This is a genomic window from Streptomyces sp. NBC_00316 (assembly GCF_036158715.1).
In the GTDB taxonomy this organism is placed as follows: Bacteria; Actinomycetota; Actinomycetes; order Streptomycetales; family Streptomycetaceae; genus Streptomyces.
Genome location: NZ_CP108023.1, coordinates 5,363,618 through 5,381,967, shown reverse-complemented (window position 1 = coordinate 5,381,967; position 18,350 = coordinate 5,363,618). Strand labels below are relative to the sequence as shown.

The window sequence follows — 18,350 nt, the reverse complement described above, 5'->3', positions numbered from 1 at the left end:
TCAGGACTCCCTCAGCTTCGGGTTGAAGACCTCGTCGAGGCCGACATTGGCGACGTAGAGCGCGCCGACGATCGCGGTGATCCCGGCGCCCGGCGGGACGAACCACCACCACATGCCGAGTTGGAGGGCGCTCCACTGCTGGGCGCTCTGCAGCATCAGGCCGAGCGAGACGCCCTCGGTGGGGCCGAGTCCGATGAAGTCCAGCGACGAGGCGACGAGGATGGAGCCGCCGAAGAGCAGGATGAACGTCATGAAGAGGTACGAGCTCATGTTGGGCGCGACCTCACGGAAGACGATCCGCCAGGTGCCGCTGCCGCTGAGCCGGGCCAGGTCGACGAACTCCCGGGTGCGCAGCGAGAAGGTCTGTGCGCGGATCGCGCGGGCCGCCCAGGGCCAGGAGGTGAGTCCGATGAAGATCCCCTGGACAGTGACGGAGCGGACACCGAGGTAGGCGTTGATGATCAGCAGCACCGCCAGGGCGGGGATCACCAGCACCACGTTGGTGAGCATGTTGAGGATCTCGTCCACGGCTCCGCCGCGGTAGCCGGCGAGGAAGCCGACCAGCATGGCAATGACGGCGGCGATGGCACCGCCGATGACGCCCACCAGGAAGGTGGCGCGCAGCCCGTGCACGAACTGCGCGTACACGTCCTGGCCGAACGTCGTGGTGCCCAGCCAGTACGTTCCGTCCGGCGGCGCGGACTGCGCCCCCACGTATTCGTTGGGGTTGGCGTTGTCGAGCAGTGCCGGTCCCACCAGGCCGACGGCCAGCAGCAGGGCGACCACCGTGAAGCCGATGATCAGCTTGGGGTTGCGCACGGCGTAGTGCAGCGTCTCGCGGACGGGTCCGGCCGCGGGGGCGGGCGCCGTTGCGGCGGGGGCCGTCGCGGCGACGGGCGCGGTGGCCGGTTCGGGCCGGGTGCTCATGACTGGCCTCCTGCCATGCCCGTACGGGTCCGGGGGTCGACCACGACGTACACGACGTCGATGAGAAAGTTGGCGATCAGTACGCCGATGACGATGAACAGGAACGCGCCCTGGAGCAGGAAGAAGTCCTGGTTCTGGATCGCGGCCAGGATCAGGGAGCCGAGCCCGGGATAGGCGAAGACGATCTCGGTGACCAGCGCTCCGGCCACCAGCACGCCCAGTTGCAGGGCGAGACCGGTGATCTGCGGCAGTACCGCGTTGCGGAAGGCGTAGCGGCGGATCAGCCGCTGCGGTGCGCCGAGGGCCGACAGATAGGACGAGTAGTCGGACTCGAGCTCGTAAATGATCATGTTTCGCATGCCGATGGCCCAGCCGCCGAGCGCGACCAGGAAGAGGGAGAGGAACGGCAGCACCCAGTGGTGCAGCAGATCGAGGGCGAAGTCCGTGGTCCAGCTGGGCTGGACGTCCAGGCTGTAGCCGCCGGAGAGAGGGAACCAGCCCGCCTTGGAGCCGAGCGCCCAGGCGAGGATCACGGCGATCCACATGTACGGCATCGCGGTCAGCAGATATCCGGCCGGGAGCACGGTGTTGTCGAGCACCTTCCGGCGGGCCGCGAGCGCGCCCAGCCAGTTGCCGGCGAACCAGCTGAGCAGGATGGCCGGGATCATCAGCCCCAGGGTGTACGGGAGCGCGTCGAGGAGCACATCGCCGACGGGCTTGGGGAAGACCCAGATGGACAGCCCGAAGTCGCCCTGCAGCAGGGCGCTCCAGAAGTGCAGGTACTGCTGCCAGACGGGTTCGTCGAAGCCGAACAGGTTGTTGTAGTAGGAGCGCATGGCCTCGACCGCCTCGGGCTGGGAGACCCTGGCGCGGGCCACCATGGCGGCCACCGGGTCACCGGGCATGAAGCGCGGGATCATCCAGTTGACGGTGACGGCGATGACGAAGGTGAATCCGTAGATCAGGAGTTTTCTGGCGAAGTAGCGGCGCAAGGGGGCTCCCCGGGCAGAGCCCGGCCGCGCGGCCGCGGTCAGGGCGCGGGCCGCACGGCGGGGCGGTCGTGGAAGGGTCCTGCCCGGCCCGCTGTGCGGGCCGGGACTCATGGACCTGCGGCGAACGGTCAGACCGCGCCGGTCACTTGGCGGGCTTGAGCTGGGTGAGGGCCTCGAATCCGCCCATCTCCAGCCAGTTGCGCCAGAGAGCGGGGGCGTACTTGGGCGCACCCGGGGCGTCCGACGGCCAGTTCTTCCAGGTCCCGGTGGTGGACTGCGACCAGAGGCCGTTGTACCAGAGCGGGATGACGGGCATCTCCTTGAGCTGGATGTCCTGGATCCTGGAGATGACCGCCTTCATGCCCTCGGTGTCGTCGGTCTTCACCCCGCCGAGTTGCTGGACCAGCTTCCATGCCTCCTCGTTCTCGTACCGGCCGAAGTTGACCGTGTTCTGCTGCTTCTGGACCGGCAGCTGGAACATGTACTCGTAGTACGTCCACGGGGTGTTGGACAGCTGGCGCTCGTTGTTGATGACGAGGTCGAAGTCGCCCTTGCCGCGCTGCTCGTTGAGGGCGTTCTGGTCGGGGAACTCGGTGGTGATCCGGATGCCCGCGGCCTTGCCCGAGGCGGCGATGACCTTCGCGGCCTCCATCCAGTCGGTCCAGCCCGTCGGCACGGCCAGCTTGAGGCTGATCTTCGAGCCGTCCTTGTTCTCCACGAACCCGTCGCCGTCCGTGTCCCTGTACCCGGCGTCGGCGAGGGTCTGCCTGGCCTTGCCCGTGTCGTAGGAGAAGCCCTCCTTCGCCACCAGGCCCTGGTCGACGAACTGGTTCCACTGCGGGAGCAGTCCGGTCGGGTCGGCGGGCTTGACCAGCTCCCCGTACACCCCCTTGACGATCTTCCCGACGTCGACGGACGCGGCGAGCGCCCTGCGGAACGCCGCGTCGTCCATCGGCTTCTTCGTGGTGTTGGGCACCAGCCAGGCCGTGTTGGCGGAGAGCATGTACGGCGGCTTGTCGTAGTACGAGACGACCTTCTTGGTCTTGATGAGCGAGGAGGCGCCCGGCAGGAAGTTGTTGCTCAGGTCCAGCTGCCCCTGGCCCAGCTGGCCGATGACCACCTCGTTGCTGGGGTTGGACACGTCGACGATGTACCGGGGCGCGGGCTTCATGCCGAGCCCCTTGACGCCCCACCAGTCGTCGCGCCGCTGCCACACGACACGGTCCTGGGTGTGGCTCTTGAGGGTGTACGCACCGGTCCCGACCGGCTTGTCGTTGACGCCGTCGAGGACATCCTTCTCGGAGCGCTTGCTCCAGATGTGCTCGGGGACGATCGGGCGGCCGTAGAGGTTGAAGTCCCACTCCTGGTAACGGGCTTGCTTGAAGGTGAAGCGGACGGTGGTGGCGTCCACCGCCTTCACGTCAGCAAGCCAGTCCCACAGGGTGTGGAAGGACGACGCCTCGATCTTGCCGATCCCGTAGGAGTACGCGACGTCCTGGGCGGTCAGCGGCTTGCCGTCGGACCAGGTGATGCCCGGGCGCAGCTTCACCTCGTAGGTCTTGTCCGCGGTCCAGCCGCCCGACTGCGCCAGCCAGGGCGTGAGCTTGCCCGCGTTCGGGTCGAAGTGGAACAGCGTCTCGTAGACCAGCCCCTTGGTGCCGGTCGCGTGGTCCCAGTCGTGCAGCGGGTTGTAGTTGGCCGGTGGCCCCCACTGCGTACCGGTCGTATAGAGCGTCTCGTTGCGCGGCAGTGCGCCGCCCGCCTTGCCGCCCGAACCGCCGGAGCCGTTGGACGAGGAGCCGCCCCCCGTGCACGCGGTGGCAGCGAGCCCGATCACGGCAAGCGTGGTGGCGATCCGCACCCGGATTCCCGTACCCATCGTCCCTCCCATTCCTCCGCCGTCCCTGTGAGCGGAGTCACTGAACCGGGTAAGTGCCGTGAAGCTATGGCTGTCGACAGGCAGTGTCAAGAGCGCGGGAGCGCTCCCATTCCTTTATTTTCAGGGGTAGTTGAGCGATCATCACCTCACGGGGAGAAGCCGCAGGTACGGGCGCCGGCAGTTACGATGACCGCTGAACACGAACCGGTTAAGCGAGGCCGTATGCCCAAGCAGCGCCCCACGATCGCCGACATCGCGCACCGCGCCGGGGTCTCCAAGGTGGCGGTGTCGTACGCACTGAACGACCGGCCCGGGGTCTCCCCGGCAACCCGTGCCGCCATCAAGGCCATCGCCCAGGAGATCGGCTGGCGGCCCAACAGTGCGGCGCGTGCGCTCACCCACGCGCGCGCCGACGCCGTCGGCCTCGCCCTGTGCCGGCCGGCCCGGCTGCTCGGCATGGAACCGTTCTTCATGGAACTGATCAGCGGCATCGAGAGCGAGCTGTCCCCGCGCGGCTGCGCCCTTCTGCTCCAGGTCGTCAACGACCCCGCACAGGAGCTGGAGGTCTACCGCCGCTGGTGGGGAGAGGGCCGGGTGGACGGCGTGTTCCTCGCCGATCTGCGCAGCCCCGACCCGCGGATCGAGGGCGTCGCCGAACTGGGAATGCCGGCCGTGGCGATCGGGCACCCCTCGGCGGCCGGCCCGCTCACCCCCGTGTGGTCGGACGACTCCGGGGCCCTGCGGGACACCCTGGCGTATCTGACCGCACTGGGCCATCGCTCCATCGCCCGCGTCGCGGGGCTGCCCGACCTGATCCATACGCAGCTGCGCGACCGCGCCCAGGGCGAGATCTGCGCCGAACTGGGCCTCGGCGAGCCGGTGGTGATCCACACCGACTACTCCGGCGAGGAAGGCGCCCATGCGACCCGGCAGCTGATCAGCTCGCCGCAGCGGTCCACCGCCATCATCTACGACAACGACATCATGGCCGTCGCCGGCCTTTCGGTCGCCCAGGAGATGGGGCTCGACGTGCCCGGCGATCTGTCGCTGGTCGCCTGGGACGACTCCCAGCTGTCCCGGGTGGTGCGGCCGCCGCTGACAGCGCTCAGCAGGGACATCCCCGCATACGGCAGCCATGCGGCACGGACACTGCTGGCCCTGGTCACCCACGGGACGGCGCCCGGCTTCGAGGACACCGCGGCCCGGCTCGTACCGCGCGGCTCCACCGCGCCGCCGCGCCGGTAGCGGGCGTCCGGGCGGCCTTCCGCAGAAGGACGGACTCAGGGTCGGTGTCATACCCGAGGAGGACGAAACGGCCCTCCGGTGCGACTCAAGTGGCCCCCGCGAACGGGCACGGGGACTGACGACCTGCGGCCTTCGGGCGATGAGGATGGAGTGGCCGACCCCGCCCCGACCGAAGTCCTGAACAGGAGTGTCCCCGTGACCATCACCTCCACCGCTCACCGCGCCACCGCGGTGGCCGCCCGCGCCACGGATCTGTCGAAGATCTACGGAGAGGGCGAGACCAAGGTGACCGCCCTGGACCGGGTCACCGTGGACTTCCCGCAGGGCGAGTTCACCGCGATCATGGGTCCGTCGGGCTCCGGCAAGTCCACCCTCATGCACTGCGTCGCCGGCCTCGACAGCTTCAGCAGCGGTTCGGTACGGATCGGTGAGACGGAGCTCGGCTCCCTCAAGGACAAGCAGCTCACCCAGCTCCGCCGGGACAAGATCGGTTTCATCTTCCAGGCGTTCAACCTGCTGCCCACGCTGACCGCGCTGGAGAACATCACCCTGCCGATGGACATCGCGGGCCGCCGGCCCGACGCCGAGTGGCTGCGCAACGTCATCGCGATGGTGGGGCTGTCCGACCGGCTGAAGCACCGGCCCACCGAACTCTCCGGCGGCCAGCAGCAGCGCGTCGCGGTGGCCCGCGCCCTGGCCTCCCGTCCCGAGATCATCTTCGGTGACGAGCCGACCGGCAACCTGGACTCCCGCTCCGGCGCCGAGGTGCTGGGCTTCCTGCGCAACTCCGTGCGCGAACTGGGCCAGACCGTGGTGATGGTGACCCACGACCCGGTCGCCGCCTCCTACGCGGACCGGGTGATCTTCCTTGCGGACGGGGCGGTCGTCGACGAAATGATGCGGCCCACCGCGGACGGGGTCCTCGACCGGATGAAGGCGTTCGACGCCAAGGGCCGTACCAGCTGAGTCCCGTACAGCTGCGACCGCCTCCCCGACCCCGCTTCCGGACCCCATCCCAGGACTGACAGACATGTTCCGTACCGCCCTGCGCAATGTGCTCGCGCACAAGGCCAGACTGCTGATGACCGTGTTCGCCGTGATGCTCGGCGTGGCCTTCGTCTCCGGCACCCTGATCTTCACCGACACCCTCGGCAACGCCTTCCGCAACCAGTCCGCGAAGAGTTACGACGACGTCGCCGTCGCGGTCACCGGCCACGCCGACCGGCGCGACGAGGAGACCTCCGGCATCGACGCCGCCACGCTCGGGAGGATCCGGTCCCTGGACGGGGTGGCCACCGCAACCGGCCGGGTCTCCGGCTTCGCCGGGGTCGCCGACCCGGACGGCAAGCTGATCGGCAACGGCTGGTCCAACACCGGCGGGAACTTCTCTCCCGGCACGAACGGCAAGGACGCCTCGTACACCTTCGTCGACGGCAGCGGCCCCGCCGGCGACGACCGGATCGCGCTCGACAAGGAGACCGCGAAGAAGGGCGCCTACGAGGTCGGCGACCGGGTCCGGGTCGCCACCAACGGGCCGGTGAAGGAGTACACCCTCTCGGGGATCTTCACCACCGAGGACGGCGCCGTCAACGCGGGCGGCAGCCTGGTCCTCTTCGACACCCCGGTCGCCCAGCAGCTCTATCTGAAGCCCGGCTGGTTCCAGGACGTCACGGTCACCGCCGCGGCAGGCGCCTCGGACGCGACGCTGCTGTCCGAGGTGAAGCCGCTGCTGCCGAAGGGCGCCACCGCCCGGACCGGCAAGGCCCTCGCCGACCAGCAGGCCGAGGACATCGAGAACGGCCTGGGCAACCTCAACACCATCCTGCTGGCCTTCGCGGCCATCGCCCTCTTCGTCGGCGTCTTCCTGATCGCCAACACGTTCACCATGCTGGTCGCCCAGCGCACCCGGGAACTGGCACTGATGCGCGCCGTCGGCGCCTCCCGCCGCCAGGTCAAGCGCTCCGTGCTCCTCGAGGCGGGCGTCGTCGGCGCCATCGCGTCCGTCATCGGCTTTCTGCTCGGTCTCGGTCTCGCCACCGCGCTGCGCTCCGCGATGAGCCTGCTCGGCGGGCGGATCCCGGCCGGACCACTGATCGTCTCGCCCACCGCGATCGGCGCCGCCCTCGGCGTCGGTGTGCTGATCACCGTGCTGGCCGCCTGGCTGCCCGCCCGCCGGGCCGCGAAGATCCCGCCGGTCGCCGCGATGAGCAGCGTCCACGCGGTGGCGACCGTGAAGTCGCTGGTGCTGCGCAACTCGATCGGTGGTGTGCTCACGCTGCTCGGTGCCGCCGCGATCGTGACGGGCGCGGCGACGGCCGGTGACACCGGCCGGCTCGAGGTCGGTCTCGGTGCGTTCCTCGCCCTCGTCGGTGTCATCGTGCTGATCCCGCTGCTGTCCCGGCCGGTGATCGCTCTGGTCCGCCCGCTGCTGCAGCGGCTGTTCGGGGTCTCCGGCAAGCTGGCCGCGCAGAACGCGGTCCGCAACCCGCGGCGCACCGGAGCCACCGCTTCCGCTCTGGCGATCGGTCTCACCCTGGTCACCGGCATCTCGGTGCTCGGCGTCACCCTCGGCCGGGCGGTCGACCGGATGACGACGGACAACATCCGGGCCGACTACATGGTGACGATGGCGAGCCACGGGCCGCTCGACACGTCGGCGCTCGGCGCCCTGCAGAAGACCGAGGGCGTCACGGCCGTCTCCGGGCAGCAGGACGCCTCGCTCGAGATCGGGGGCAGGTTCCACGCCGCGTCGGGGGTCGCCCCGGGCGACGTCGAGAAGGTCTTCGCGCTGAAGACGGTCTCCGGCTCGCTGGCCTCGCTCGCCGACGGCGAGATCGCCATCGGCGACAAGACCGCCGAGTCGAACCGCTGGAAGACCGGCGACACCCTCCCGGTGACGTTCGGCGACGAGCAGAAGGGCAAGCTGAAGGTCGGCGCGATCTACCGGCAGAACGAGTTCGTCTCGCCGATCCTGATCTCGGCGGACATCGCGAACCGGCACGACGCCCGCCCGTACATCGCCGAGATCTGGCTGAAGATGGACGGCGGCGCCACCGAGGCCAATGAGCAGGCCGTGGTGGACGCGCTGGGCGACAGCCCGGCCATGAGCGTGATGGACCGTCAGGACATCCGCGACACGTTCGGCGGCTCCGTGAACCTCGCGATGAACATCATGTACGGCCTGCTGGCGATGGCCCTGATCATCGCGGTGCTCGGAGTCGTCAACACCCTGGCGATGTCGGTCTTCGAGCGTCAGCAGGAGATCGGCATGCTCCGGGCGATCGGCCTGGACCGGCGCAAGGTCAAGCGCATGATCCGGCTGGAGGCGGTGGTCATCTCGCTCTTCGGCGCGGTGGTCGGCGTCGGTCTCGGGATGTTCCTCGGCTGGGCGATCGGCCAGACGTTCGCGTCGAAGATCGAGGGCTACGTCCTGGTCGTCCCGTGGGACCGGATCGCGGTCTTCCTGGTGCTCGCCGGGCTGGTGGGTGTGCTGGCCGCGCTCTGGCCGGCCCGCAGCGCCGCGAAGCTGAACATGCTGACGGCCATCAAGACCGAGTGACGCGGCCGCGCCCAGGACGGAGGGCCGGTACCCGGCGGCGGACGCCGCGGGGTACCGGCCCTCTTCCGTCGGCAGATGTGTCAGCCGCCCGCGGACGCCCTCCAGTCACGCGCGCGCAGCGGCATACCGGAGGAACCGCCCTTCGCCGGACGCACCGCGAGGATCTGGTTGACGCCGATCTTGTTGTGCTCGAAGGAGAGGGCGGAGGCCGCCATGTACAGGCGCCAGACCCTGGCCCGGCCGGGCGAGGTCAGGGCGACCGCGCGGTCCCAGTGCTGCTCCAGGTTGGCGACCCAGCGGCGCAGGGTCAGTGCGTAGTGCTCACGGATCGACTCGACGTCCCGGACCTCGAAGCCGGCTTCCTCCAGCGTCGCGACGGTCCGGCCGACCGGGGCGAGTTCGCCGTCGGGGAAGACGTACGCGTCGATGAACTCGTCCACGTGGTACGCGGACTCGTCCCTCTCGGGGCGGCGGGCGATCTGGTGGTTGAGCAGCCGGCCGCCGGGCCTCAGCAGCGCGTAGAGGTCGTCGGCGTATTCGCGGTAGCGGACCGAGCCGACGTGCTCGGCCATGCCGATCGACGAGATGGCGTCGTACGGACCGTCCCTGACGTCCCGGTAGTCCTGGACCCGGATCTCGATCCGGTCCGTCAGCCCCTCCTCGGCGATGCGCTTGCGGGCGAACGCGGCCTGTTCGGTGGAGAGGGTCACTCCGGTGACCTGGGCGCCGTACTCCCGGGCCGCGTGGATGGCCATGGAGCCCCAGCCGCAGCCGACGTCGAGGAGACGGTCGCCCTCCTTGAGGGCGAGCTTGCGGCAGACCAGGTCGAGCTTGTCGCGCTGGGCGTCCTCCAGGCTCCCGCCGTCCTCCCAGTAGGCGCAGGAGTAGACCATGGACGGCCCGAGGACCAGTTCGTAGAAGTCGTTGCCCACGTCGTAGTGGTGGCTGATGGCCTCCTTGTCGCGGCGCCTGGTGTGGAGGGGGCCGGTGCGGCGGCGGACCTCCTCGGCGGGCGGGGCCGGCGGCGGCCAGGGCCCGGCCAGTTGGAGCAGGCCGCGGGCGGCGGCGCGCACCTTCGGGTCCCGGATCGGGTGGACGGCGTCCTTCGCGTCCGCCCCGCGTTCCCAGAGCAGCCCGGCCATCAGGTCCAGGGTCTCGTACAGGTCGCCCTCGATGTCGAGTTCGCCGGCCACCCAGGCGCGGGCCAGGCCCAGTTCGCCCGGCTTCCACAGCACCCGGCGCACCGCACGGCGGCTGCGGACGACGAGTACGGGGGCGCCGGGCGGCCCGGATTCGCTGCCGTCCCAGGCCCGGATCCGGACCGGTACGGGTTCTCCCAGCAGTTCCTCGGCGAGAGCGGTCAGCCGCAAGGCGGCGTCTGCCATGGCGTACACCTCCGTGATGGTGTTTCCCAACGTGCCCCAATATGCCCAAACATGCCGTGCACCACGCCCGGCACCCGCGGCGCCACGACGAAGCACATCCCCGTCAACGCCCTCGGGTGCCCGCGCCATCCCGTAGTGGCGCAACGGATCGGCAAAATACCTGTACACCACACAGAGTTTCCGGGTCCCGCCCGCGGGCCGGGACGATCAGGACGAAGGCCCCGGAGACGGCCACTCCGGGTACGGCGAAGGGGCCGCCCGCACCACGGATGGCGGACGGCCCCTTCGGGCGTTGTGCACATGCTGCACGGATGCGAGCATCCGCGGGCGGACTAGGAGGCCTTGGCCTTCTCGCCCTCGGCCTTGGCGGCGACCGGAGCCGGGGCCGGCTTGGCGGCCTCGTAGAACTCCTCGCGCGGCGTCTCCATGGCGCCGAGCGAGACGACCTCGCGCTTGAGGAACATCGCAAGCGTCCAGTCGGCGAAGATCCGGATCTTGCGGTTCCAGGTCGGCATCGCCATGCCGTGGTAACCACGGTGCATGTACCAGGCGAGACGGCCCTTGAGCTTGATCTTCATCTTGCCCATGACGATCATCGCGACGCCCTTGTGCAGGCCGAGACCGGCGACCGCACCCTTGTTGGCGTGGCTGTAGTCCTTCTGCGGGAAGCCGCGCATCCCGGAGATGACGTTGTCGCCGAGGACCTTCGCCTGACGCAGCGCGTGCTGGGCGTTGGGCGGGCACCAGGCGTTCGGGTTGCCGGCCTTGCGGCCGACCATGTCCGGAACCTGGGCGTTGTCGCCCGCGGCCCAGATGTAGTCGGTGCCCTGCACCTGAAGCTTCTCGGAGGTGTCCACGTGACCGCGCGGGCCGAGCGGCAGGCCGAAGCGAGCCAGCGCCGGGTTCGGCTTCACGCCGGCCGTCCACACGATGGTGTTGGAGTCGACCTCGAGGCCGTTCTTCAGGACGACATGACCGTCGACGCAGGAGTCCATGGAGGTCGAGAGGAAGACCTCGACGCCACGGGACTCCAGGTGCTCCCGGCCCCAGGTGCCCAGCTTCGGGCCGACCTCGGGAAGGATCTTGTCGGCGGCGTCGACGAGGATGAAGCGCATGTCCTCGCGCTTCACGCTCGTGTAGTACTTCGCCGCGTCGCGGGCCATGTCCTCGACCTCGCCGATGGTCTCCGCACCGGCGAAGCCGCCGCCCACGAAGACGAACGTCAACGCCCTGCGGCGGACGTCCTCATCGGTCGTCGAGTCGGCCTTGTCCAGCTGCTCGAGGACGTGGTTGCGCAGGCCGATGGCCTCCTCGATGCCCTTCATGCCGATGCCCTGTTCGGCGAGGCCGGGGATCGGGAAGGTGCGGGAGACGGCGCCGAGCGCGATCACCAGGTAGTCGAAAGGCAGCTCGTACGCCTCGCCGACGAGCGGCGCGATCGTGGCGACCTTGCGGTCCTGGTCGATGGTGGTGACCCGACCGGTGAGAACCTCCGCCTTGGGCAGCACGCGTCGCAGCGGGACGACGACGTGCCGGGGGGAGATGCTGCCGGCGGCGGCTTCGGGGAGGAAGGGCTGGTAGGTCATGTACGACCGCGGGTCGACGACCGTGACGGTCGCCTCGCCGTAGCGCATCTTCTTGAGAATGCGCCGAGCTGCGTACAGGCCTACGTACCCACCGCCTACTACGAGGATCCTGGGACGCTCCGTGGTGCTCATGCCATCGAGTATCCACCCCCCTCGGAGGGCACGCTCGTGAGCCCCTTCACAAGGTCTCCCCCACCCTCTGCTACACTTCGCCGCCCACGTGACCGAGGTCATGACGGCACGAGGGAACCACCGTGCCGCGGCGAACGTTGTTCACCGCTTGTGAGCAGGCTGTTGAGCCCGACGGCGGAGTGGACCACCCGCTTCTTCCCACCCGCTCGCAACATCCCCGAAACCCTCCCGCACACCCGGCGGACGCGCCCGTAGAGGGCCGTGGAGGCCCGTACGGAGCAGAAGTGTGCTCCGGAGCGCCGAATTCCTTGTGAAGAAGTTCACGAACTTCGTCGCGGCGTGTCTTCGCAGGGGGGCCGGGAAGGGCCCGCGAGAAGCCGAAGATGCCTCAAAGGGGCAGGCGGGAGTGCGTATGAGCGGATCGTCGACCGCGCTCCCCGCACCCCGCCGTGCCCCTCGCCGCCGGCGCCTCGCCAAGGGCTGTCCCGTCATCCCTGATGGATCCGCGCGCGGCGTCGGATGTGGTGCATCGCAAGGCGGAGGAGCGTCCCCCTACGGGCCGTATTCGGGCGTTCCGGCGACGCGGTGAGGTGCCGCAACTGCCGTCGCGCGCCCGCCAGGGACTACGGGACAGCCCTCAGGCGACGGACCAGCCGATGCCGTCCAGGATGTCGTGCTCGCTGACGACGACTTCGCGGGCCCCGGTCCGCTCCATCACGGCCAGCAGGACGAGCGCCCCGGAGGTGATGACATCGACCCGTCCCGGGTGCATCGCGGGGATCGCGGCGCGCTCGGCGTGGGTCGAGGTGACCAGCCGTCCGGTGATCTCCTGGACCTGCTCGAAGGAGAGCCGTGAGTGGTGGATCGCCTCCGAGTCGTACTCCTGCAGCCCCAGCGCGATCGCGGCCACGGTGGTGACGGTCCCGGCGAGGCCGACGAGCGTGGCGGCCTCGGTCAGCGGGACGGTCTCCTCGGCGAGATCCAGGGCGGCGTCGATGTCCGCGCGGATCGCCGCGATCTGAGCCGGCGTGGGCGGGTCGGTGACCACACCGTCGTGCACGAGGTGACGCTCCGTCATCCGTACGCAGCCGATGTCCACGGACCGTGCGGCCAGGACCCGGTCGTCGCCGACGACGAACTCGGTGGAGCCGCCGCCGATGTCGACCACCAGATACGGCTTCGCGAGATGGTCGCTGCCCTCCAGCTCCTTGGTGGCGCCGTCGAAGGAGAACTGCGCCTCCTGGTCACCGCTGATCACCTCGGGCTCCACGCCGAGGATGTCCAGCACACCACGGACGAACTCGTCCCTGTTCTCCGCGTCGCGGGAGGCGGAGGTGGCGACGAAGCGCAGCCTCTCGGCGCCGTGCTCCTTGATGACCGCCGCGTACTGGCGGCAGGCGGCGAAGGTCCGCTCCAGCGCGTCGGGAGCGAGCCGGCCGGTGCGGTCCACCCCCTGCCCGAGCCGGACGATCTCCATCCGGCGGTCGAGCTCGATGAGCTCACCCGTGGCGGGGTCGGCGTCGGCGACGAGCAGGCGGATGGAGTTGGTTCCGCAGTCGATGGCGGCAACGCGGGTCATGGGTTCTCCTGTCGTGTGCCCGGGGCTCCGCCCCGGACCCTGGTCCTCAATCGCCGGACGGGCTCGACGTGCCGGGCTCGTCCGCGGGTCCGCACGGCGTCACGCACGGGCCCTTGCGCCACCACTCCGGCAGCATCGCAATCGCCTCGTCCCCCAGCGGATTGACCCCTGGCCCCGCCGCCAGCGAATGCCCCACCAGCACATGCAGGCACTTCACCCGGTCCGGCATGCCACCCGCGCTCGGGAAGCCCTCCAGCACCTCGATGGCATCGCGCCGGGCGATGTAGTCCTCGTGCGCGTTGCGGTACGCGGCCGCGAGCTCCGGGTCGGTGCCCAGACGCTCCGTCATCTCCTTCATGACGCCGTTCGCCTCCAGCGTGCCGATCGCGGAGGCCGCGCGCGGGCACGTCAGGTAGTACGTCGTCGGGAACGGCGTACCGTCCTCCAGCCGGGGCTGCGTCTCGACCACGTCCGGGTTGCCGCACGGGCAGCGGTGCGCGATCGCGCGCAGCCCGCGCGGCGGGCGGCCGAGCTGCTGCTGGAACGCGGCGATGTCCGCCTCGGTGGGCGCGGTTGATTCGGTCTGGGGAGGGGGCGTTTCCATGCCTGCCTTGGTTCTACTCGAGATGCTGAGCTGCGGTTCCGCAGCGGAATGAAAGGGGCGAAAGAGCGGTCGGAGGAGAGGTCAGTTCCGGTCGGCGGAGTCCACGCCGTCCCACAGGTTCGAGTGCCACGGCCGGTCGGTCTCCTGCGGCCCCCCGCTGCGCTCCTTGGCCGCGTCCGGGTCGACCACCGTGTAACCGGTCTCCCCGGGAAGGACGTAGTGCAGGTGCTCCCGCGCCAGCCGCCGGATGTACGCGTCGTCCTGGAGGCGCGCCTTCTCGTCGCGCAGCTCCTCGGTGCGCGTCTGCGCCTCCCGCGCCAGCCGCTCCTGGTCGGCGATCTCGTCGCGCTGCGACACGTACTGCCGCATCGGGTACGCGAGCGCCACCACCAGGGAACAGACGACCAGCGCGAGGAACGCGGCCCGTCCGGTGAGCCGGGAGCGACGCGCCTGACGACGGTTCTGGGACCGGTAGACGCGGGCGGCGGTCTGCTCTCCGAGCAGCCGCAGCCGGGTCGCGGTGGAGAACCGGTCCCGGTCCTTCGCGGCCATGTCTCCGCCTCCCCATTACGCACGTCCGTCCCCGCACACGGTACGGGACCGAGTGCGGGGACGGTCGGAGGCCGGGGCCTTTGACCCGTGACGGGCCTGCGGCCTGCGATCAGCCCTTGCTGCGCCGATCAGTGCACGGAGCGCCGCACTGCATCAGCTCGCAGGGCGCTGTGCCTGTTCAGTTCGCGGGGCGCTGTGCTGTTCAGTTCGCAGGGCGCTGTGCCTGTTCAGTTCGCAGGGCGAAACCGCGGGAAGGCGGAGCGGCCCGCGTACACCGCCGCGTCGTCGAGGATCTCCTCGATGCGCAGCAGCTGGTTGTACTTGGCGACACGGTCCGAGCGGGCCGGGGCGCCGGTCTTGATCTGACCGCAGTTCACCGCGACCGCGAGGTCGGCGATGGTGACGTCCTCGGTCTCGCCGGAGCGGTGGGACATCATGCACTTGAAGCCGTTGCGCTGGGCCAGTTCGACGGCGTCCAGGGTCTCGGTCAGCGAACCGATCTGGTTGACCTTGACGAGCAGGGCGTTGGCGGAGCCCTCCTCGATGCCACGGGCCAGACGCTCCGGGTTGGTGACGAAGAGGTCGTCGCCGACGATCTGCACCTTGGAGCCGAGCTTGTCGGTGATGACCTTCCAGCCGGCCCAGTCGTCCTCGTACAGCGGGTCCTCGATGGAGACCAGCGGGTACGCGGAGACGAGCTCCTCGTAGTACTCGGTCATCTCGGCGGCCGAACGGGACTTGCCCTCGAACTCGTACGAGCCGTCCTTGTAGAACTCGGACGCGGCGACGTCGAGCGCGAGCGCGATGTCGCGGCCCGGGACGTAACCGGCCTCCTTGATCGCCTCGACGATGAGGTCCAGGGCGGCGCGGTTCGACTCCAGGTTCGGCGCGAAGCCGCCCTCGTCACCGAGACCGGTCGACAGACCCTTGGTCTTCAGGACCTTCTTCAGCGTGTGGTAGACCTCGGCGCCCCAGCGCAGGGCCTCGGAGAAGGACTCCGCACCGATCGGGGCGATCATGAACTCCTGGATGTCCACGTTGGAGTCGGCGTGCGACCCACCGTTGAGGATGTTCATCATCGGGACGGGCAGCAGGTGCGCGTTCGGGCCACCGAGGTAGCGGAACAGCGGCAGGTCCGATGCCTCGGAGGCGGCGTGCGCGACGGCCAGCGAGACGCCGAGGATCGCGTTGGCGCCGAGCGAGCCCTTGTTCTCGGTGGCGTCCAGGTCGAACATGGCCTGGTCGATCAGCCGCTGCTCGGTCGCGTCGTAGCCGACGAGCTCCGGGCCGATCTGCTCGATCACGGCGAGGACGGCCTTCTCGACGCCCTTGCCCTGGTAGCGGTTGGGGTCACCGTCGCGAAGCTCAATGGCCTCGAACGCACCGGTGGAGGCGCCGGACGGAACGGCAGCACGGCCCGTGCTGCCGTCGTCGAGGCCGACCTCGACCTCGACCGTGGGGTTTCCGCGGGAGTCGAGGATTTCCCGGGCTACGACGACGTCGATGGACGGCACGAGGCATCTCCTTCTGGGATATGACGCTGTTTGTGCAGGGTCGCTTTGGCCTTGCGACAAGAGCCTAACCGTCCCGGACCACTGCGTTCGGCGACCGCCCGACTCCTGGGACGAAAAAGGACCCAAGGGCCCCCATAGGCGGACAAAGATCAAGAAATCTACTGGCCGGTAACTACAACAGGTGAACGGAGAGCGCAGAAACCCCGGCCCGGCGCGTACGGGGGAATCCGCGCCGGGTCGGGGTGCTCAGGGAGAGGAGAGCCCTCTTCTGCAGGGTCGTACTACTTCGTCAGGTGGAGCTGCTGACCCGGGTAGATCAGGTCGGCGTCCTCGACGATGTTCTTGTTGAGCTTGAACAGCTGCTGCCAGCCGCCCTTGACCTTGTGCGCCGCGGCGATCTTGCTGAGCGAGTCGCCGGACTTGACGGTGTACTCACCGTCGCCCTTCGCGACCTTCTCGCCGGCCGGCGTGGTGACGGTCTTCCTGGCCGCGGTGCCGCGGTCCGAGCGGGAGGCGGCGGGGGCTTCGGTGTGCTCGGCGGGCTTCGGCGCGGCCGGCTTCGACTGCGCGGCCGGGGTGCTCTGCGTCGCGCCGGTGTCGACACCCGGGTCGACACCGTCGTTGGTGAGGTTGCCCGCACCCGCACAGGACCAGGCGCCCGGGCCCTGCATGTCGAGGAGCACCTCGGCGGTGGCGATCTGCTGGGCCTTGGTGGCCAGGTCGGCCCGCGGGGCGTACTTCGTACCGCCGGCGGCGGCCCAGCTGGACTGCGAGAACTGCAGGCCGCCGTAGTAGCCGTTGCCGGTGTTGATGGACCAGTTGCCACCGGACTCGCACTGGGCGACGGCGTCCCACGTGGCGACGGACGCGGCGGAGGCGTTGGTCGCACCCATCAGGGGAACGGCGATGGCGGCACCGGCAACACCCGCGAGCGTGGCGACACGGACGGCCTTGGACGGGCGACGGTGCTTGCCCTTGCTGTTCAGCAGCATGGAATCTCCTCACCGACGCCTACGAGGTGAGCTGTCGGGTTCGGGCCTAGTGAGTTGCCCGGTCGCACGTCCTGGCGTGCGACTTCACCCCGAGCCGATGCTGACGGTCTTTCGACCATCGGCCCCGGCGGCTTACCTGGGTCCCCCGCTCCTGCCTACGGCGCTTTACGCGTCTGTTCCCTTCGACCGACGGCAGGATTCGGCGTGACGATCGACGGGGCCCGCGGTGCGAGCAGTTCCGACCGTAAACATAGGCAACCCCCATATTCAAAGATGGACATACCGGACAATCAACCCTTACTTGCATCCGGCTCGTCATCGTTTTCGCAGGTCGGGGGCGATGCGGACGGACTCCGCAGATGCGACACGCCAGTTGACGCAAAGAGACCCATGTCTCACTTACGCATAAGCGGACATAGGCCTCTGAACTACCCCTATTTTGGGGGCATTTTTAGCTGTTGATCAGACCGGTCTCAGTTCACCTTCACATCGAGAGCGAGGCTCTGGCCAGGGAGAATGAGGTTCGGGTCGGCGCCGACGGCGTCCTTGTTCACCTCATAGAGCGCGGGCCACCCGCCGGGGACGTGATGTGCATCAGCAATCGCCCACAAGTTGTCGCCGGGCCGCACCTCGTAGGAGCCGTCGGCCGCCGGGGCGCCTGCGTCACGCCCCTCGCTGTCCCCGCGGGAAGCATGGCGGCCCGACTCCCGGCCGTTGCCCGCCCCTGTGTCCTGGCCCACTTCGGAGGCCGGCGCGCCGCGGTGCTTGCCGCTCGACTCACCGCCGAAAGAGTCCGAGGAATCAGAGGAGTCGGTCGATTCGGAGTAATCGGATGAATCAGATGTATCGGACGTCGATTCGCTCGACTTCTTGTCCGATGCCTTGCCCGACGACTTCTTCGAGGCGCTCTCCGACGCCTTGGTGGACGACTTCGCACCGTCCGACGCGCTCACCCCGCCGGACTCCTGCGCGCCCTCGGTCGGTTCGGCCGACGGCACGGTGCCCGGGTCGACGCCCGGCAGCGCCCCGTCCACCGTGAGGCCGGAGATCACCGCACAGCTGGGCCACGCCTTCGGCCCCTTGTCGTCCAGGACCTTCTCGGCGATCGCTATCTGCTGCGAGCGGCTGGCGAGGTCGGCACGCGGGGCGTACGCCTCACCTCCGTACGACTTCCAGGCGTCCTGGGAGAACTGGAGACCGCCGTAGAAGCCGTTGCCGAGGTCGGCACTCCACATGCCGCCGCTCTCGCACTCGGCGACCCGGTCCCAGGTCGTGGCGTCGGCCGCGTGTGCACCGGCCGCGCCGAGCAGCGGGATGGCGATGGCCGAGCCGGTCACGCCTGCGGCGACGACGATGGCGGGTGCCTGACGAGGGCGACGGTGCCTGCCGTTCGCGGAGCCCATG

Annotated in this window: 14 protein-coding genes and 1 riboswitch; of the genes, 3 read left to right on the top strand and 11 right to left on the bottom strand. The window is 69.4% G+C overall.

The genetic code is table 11. The features are described 5' to 3' along the window. The 3 genes from OG878_RS24000 to OG878_RS23990 all read right to left on the bottom strand — a co-directional run bounded on the left by OG878_RS24000 (position 1) and on the right by OG878_RS23990 (position 3,798). Positions 1-927: an ABC transporter permease gene (locus OG878_RS24000; RefSeq protein ID WP_328888686.1), complete on the bottom strand. Its 927-nt coding sequence runs from the start codon at positions 925-927 to the stop codon at positions 1-3. After that, complete coding sequence (locus tag OG878_RS23995; protein ID WP_328888685.1) at positions 924-1,919, bottom strand: ABC transporter permease; 996 nt, start codon at positions 1,917-1,919, stop codon at positions 924-926. The genes OG878_RS24000 and OG878_RS23995 overlap by 4 nt, the downstream gene beginning before the upstream one ends. 142 nt (positions 1,920-2,061) lie before the next feature. Further along, positions 2,062-3,798, bottom strand: a complete 1,737-nt coding sequence (locus tag OG878_RS23990; RefSeq protein WP_328888684.1) for an ABC transporter substrate-binding protein — start codon at positions 3,796-3,798, stop codon at positions 2,062-2,064. Positions 3,799-4,020: 222 nt separating this feature from the next. On the opposite strand from OG878_RS23990, the gene OG878_RS23985 reads away from it, so the two are divergent. The 3 genes from OG878_RS23985 (at position 4,021) to OG878_RS23975 (ending at position 8,602) form a co-directional block, all read left to right on the top strand. Beyond that, positions 4,021-5,043 carry a LacI family DNA-binding transcriptional regulator gene (locus OG878_RS23985; RefSeq protein ID WP_328888683.1) on the top strand — a complete coding sequence of 341 codons (1,023 nt, stop codon included), beginning with the start codon at positions 4,021-4,023 and terminating at the stop codon, positions 5,041-5,043. Positions 5,044-5,238: 195 nt separating this feature from the next. Then, positions 5,239-6,009, top strand: a complete 771-nt coding sequence (locus OG878_RS23980) for an ABC transporter ATP-binding protein (RefSeq protein WP_328888682.1) — start codon at positions 5,239-5,241, stop codon at positions 6,007-6,009. A 64-nt stretch (positions 6,010-6,073) separates the two neighbouring features. Further along, positions 6,074-8,602, top strand: a complete 2,529-nt coding sequence (locus tag OG878_RS23975; protein WP_328888681.1) for an ABC transporter permease — start codon at positions 6,074-6,076, stop codon at positions 8,600-8,602. Between the two features lie 80 nt (positions 8,603-8,682). Here the strand turns inward: OG878_RS23975 and OG878_RS23970 are convergent, their stop codons facing one another. The 8 genes from OG878_RS23970 to OG878_RS23935 all read right to left on the bottom strand — a co-directional run bounded on the left by OG878_RS23970 (position 8,683) and on the right by OG878_RS23935 (position 18,349). Continuing rightward, positions 8,683-9,987 (bottom strand): cyclopropane-fatty-acyl-phospholipid synthase family protein, encoded by a 1,305-nt coding sequence (locus tag OG878_RS23970; protein WP_328888680.1) that lies wholly within the window; start codon positions 9,985-9,987, stop codon positions 8,683-8,685. Between the two features lie 332 nt (positions 9,988-10,319). After that, positions 10,320-11,705, bottom strand: coding sequence for an NAD(P)/FAD-dependent oxidoreductase (locus tag OG878_RS23965; protein ID WP_328888679.1), 1,386 nt, complete (start codon positions 11,703-11,705; stop codon positions 10,320-10,322). 637 nt (positions 11,706-12,342) lie between these two features. Continuing rightward, the gene (locus OG878_RS23960) at positions 12,343-13,284 is read right to left on the bottom strand and encodes a Ppx/GppA phosphatase family protein (RefSeq protein WP_328888678.1); all 942 of its coding nucleotides are present in this window, start codon (positions 13,282-13,284) and stop codon (positions 12,343-12,345) included. Between the two features lie 46 nt (positions 13,285-13,330). Continuing rightward, complete coding sequence (locus tag OG878_RS23955; protein WP_328888677.1) at positions 13,331-13,888, bottom strand: DUF501 domain-containing protein; 558 nt, start codon at positions 13,886-13,888, stop codon at positions 13,331-13,333. A gap of 81 nt (positions 13,889-13,969) precedes the next feature. After that, the gene (locus tag OG878_RS23950) at positions 13,970-14,440 is read right to left on the bottom strand and encodes an FtsB family cell division protein (RefSeq protein ID WP_328888676.1); all 471 of its coding nucleotides are present in this window, start codon (positions 14,438-14,440) and stop codon (positions 13,970-13,972) included. Between the two features lie 227 nt (positions 14,441-14,667). Continuing rightward, positions 14,668-15,954 carry a phosphopyruvate hydratase gene (eno, locus tag OG878_RS23945; protein ID WP_328888675.1) on the bottom strand — a complete coding sequence of 429 codons (1,287 nt, stop codon included), beginning with the start codon at positions 15,952-15,954 and terminating at the stop codon, positions 14,668-14,670. A gap of 281 nt (positions 15,955-16,235) precedes the next feature. Continuing rightward, on the bottom strand, positions 16,236-16,946 hold the full coding sequence (locus OG878_RS23940) for a transglycosylase family protein (protein ID WP_328888674.1): 711 nt from the start codon (positions 16,944-16,946) through the stop codon (positions 16,236-16,238). Position 16,947: 1 nt separating this feature from the next. After that, positions 16,948-17,119, bottom strand: a riboswitch (cyclic di-AMP (ydaO/yuaA leader). A 300-nt stretch (positions 17,120-17,419) separates the two neighbouring features. Then, entirely contained in the window at positions 17,420-18,349 is a 930-nt protein-coding gene (locus OG878_RS23935; RefSeq protein ID WP_328888673.1) for a transglycosylase family protein, read from the bottom strand. Between the last annotated feature and the right edge of the window lies 1 nt (position 18,350).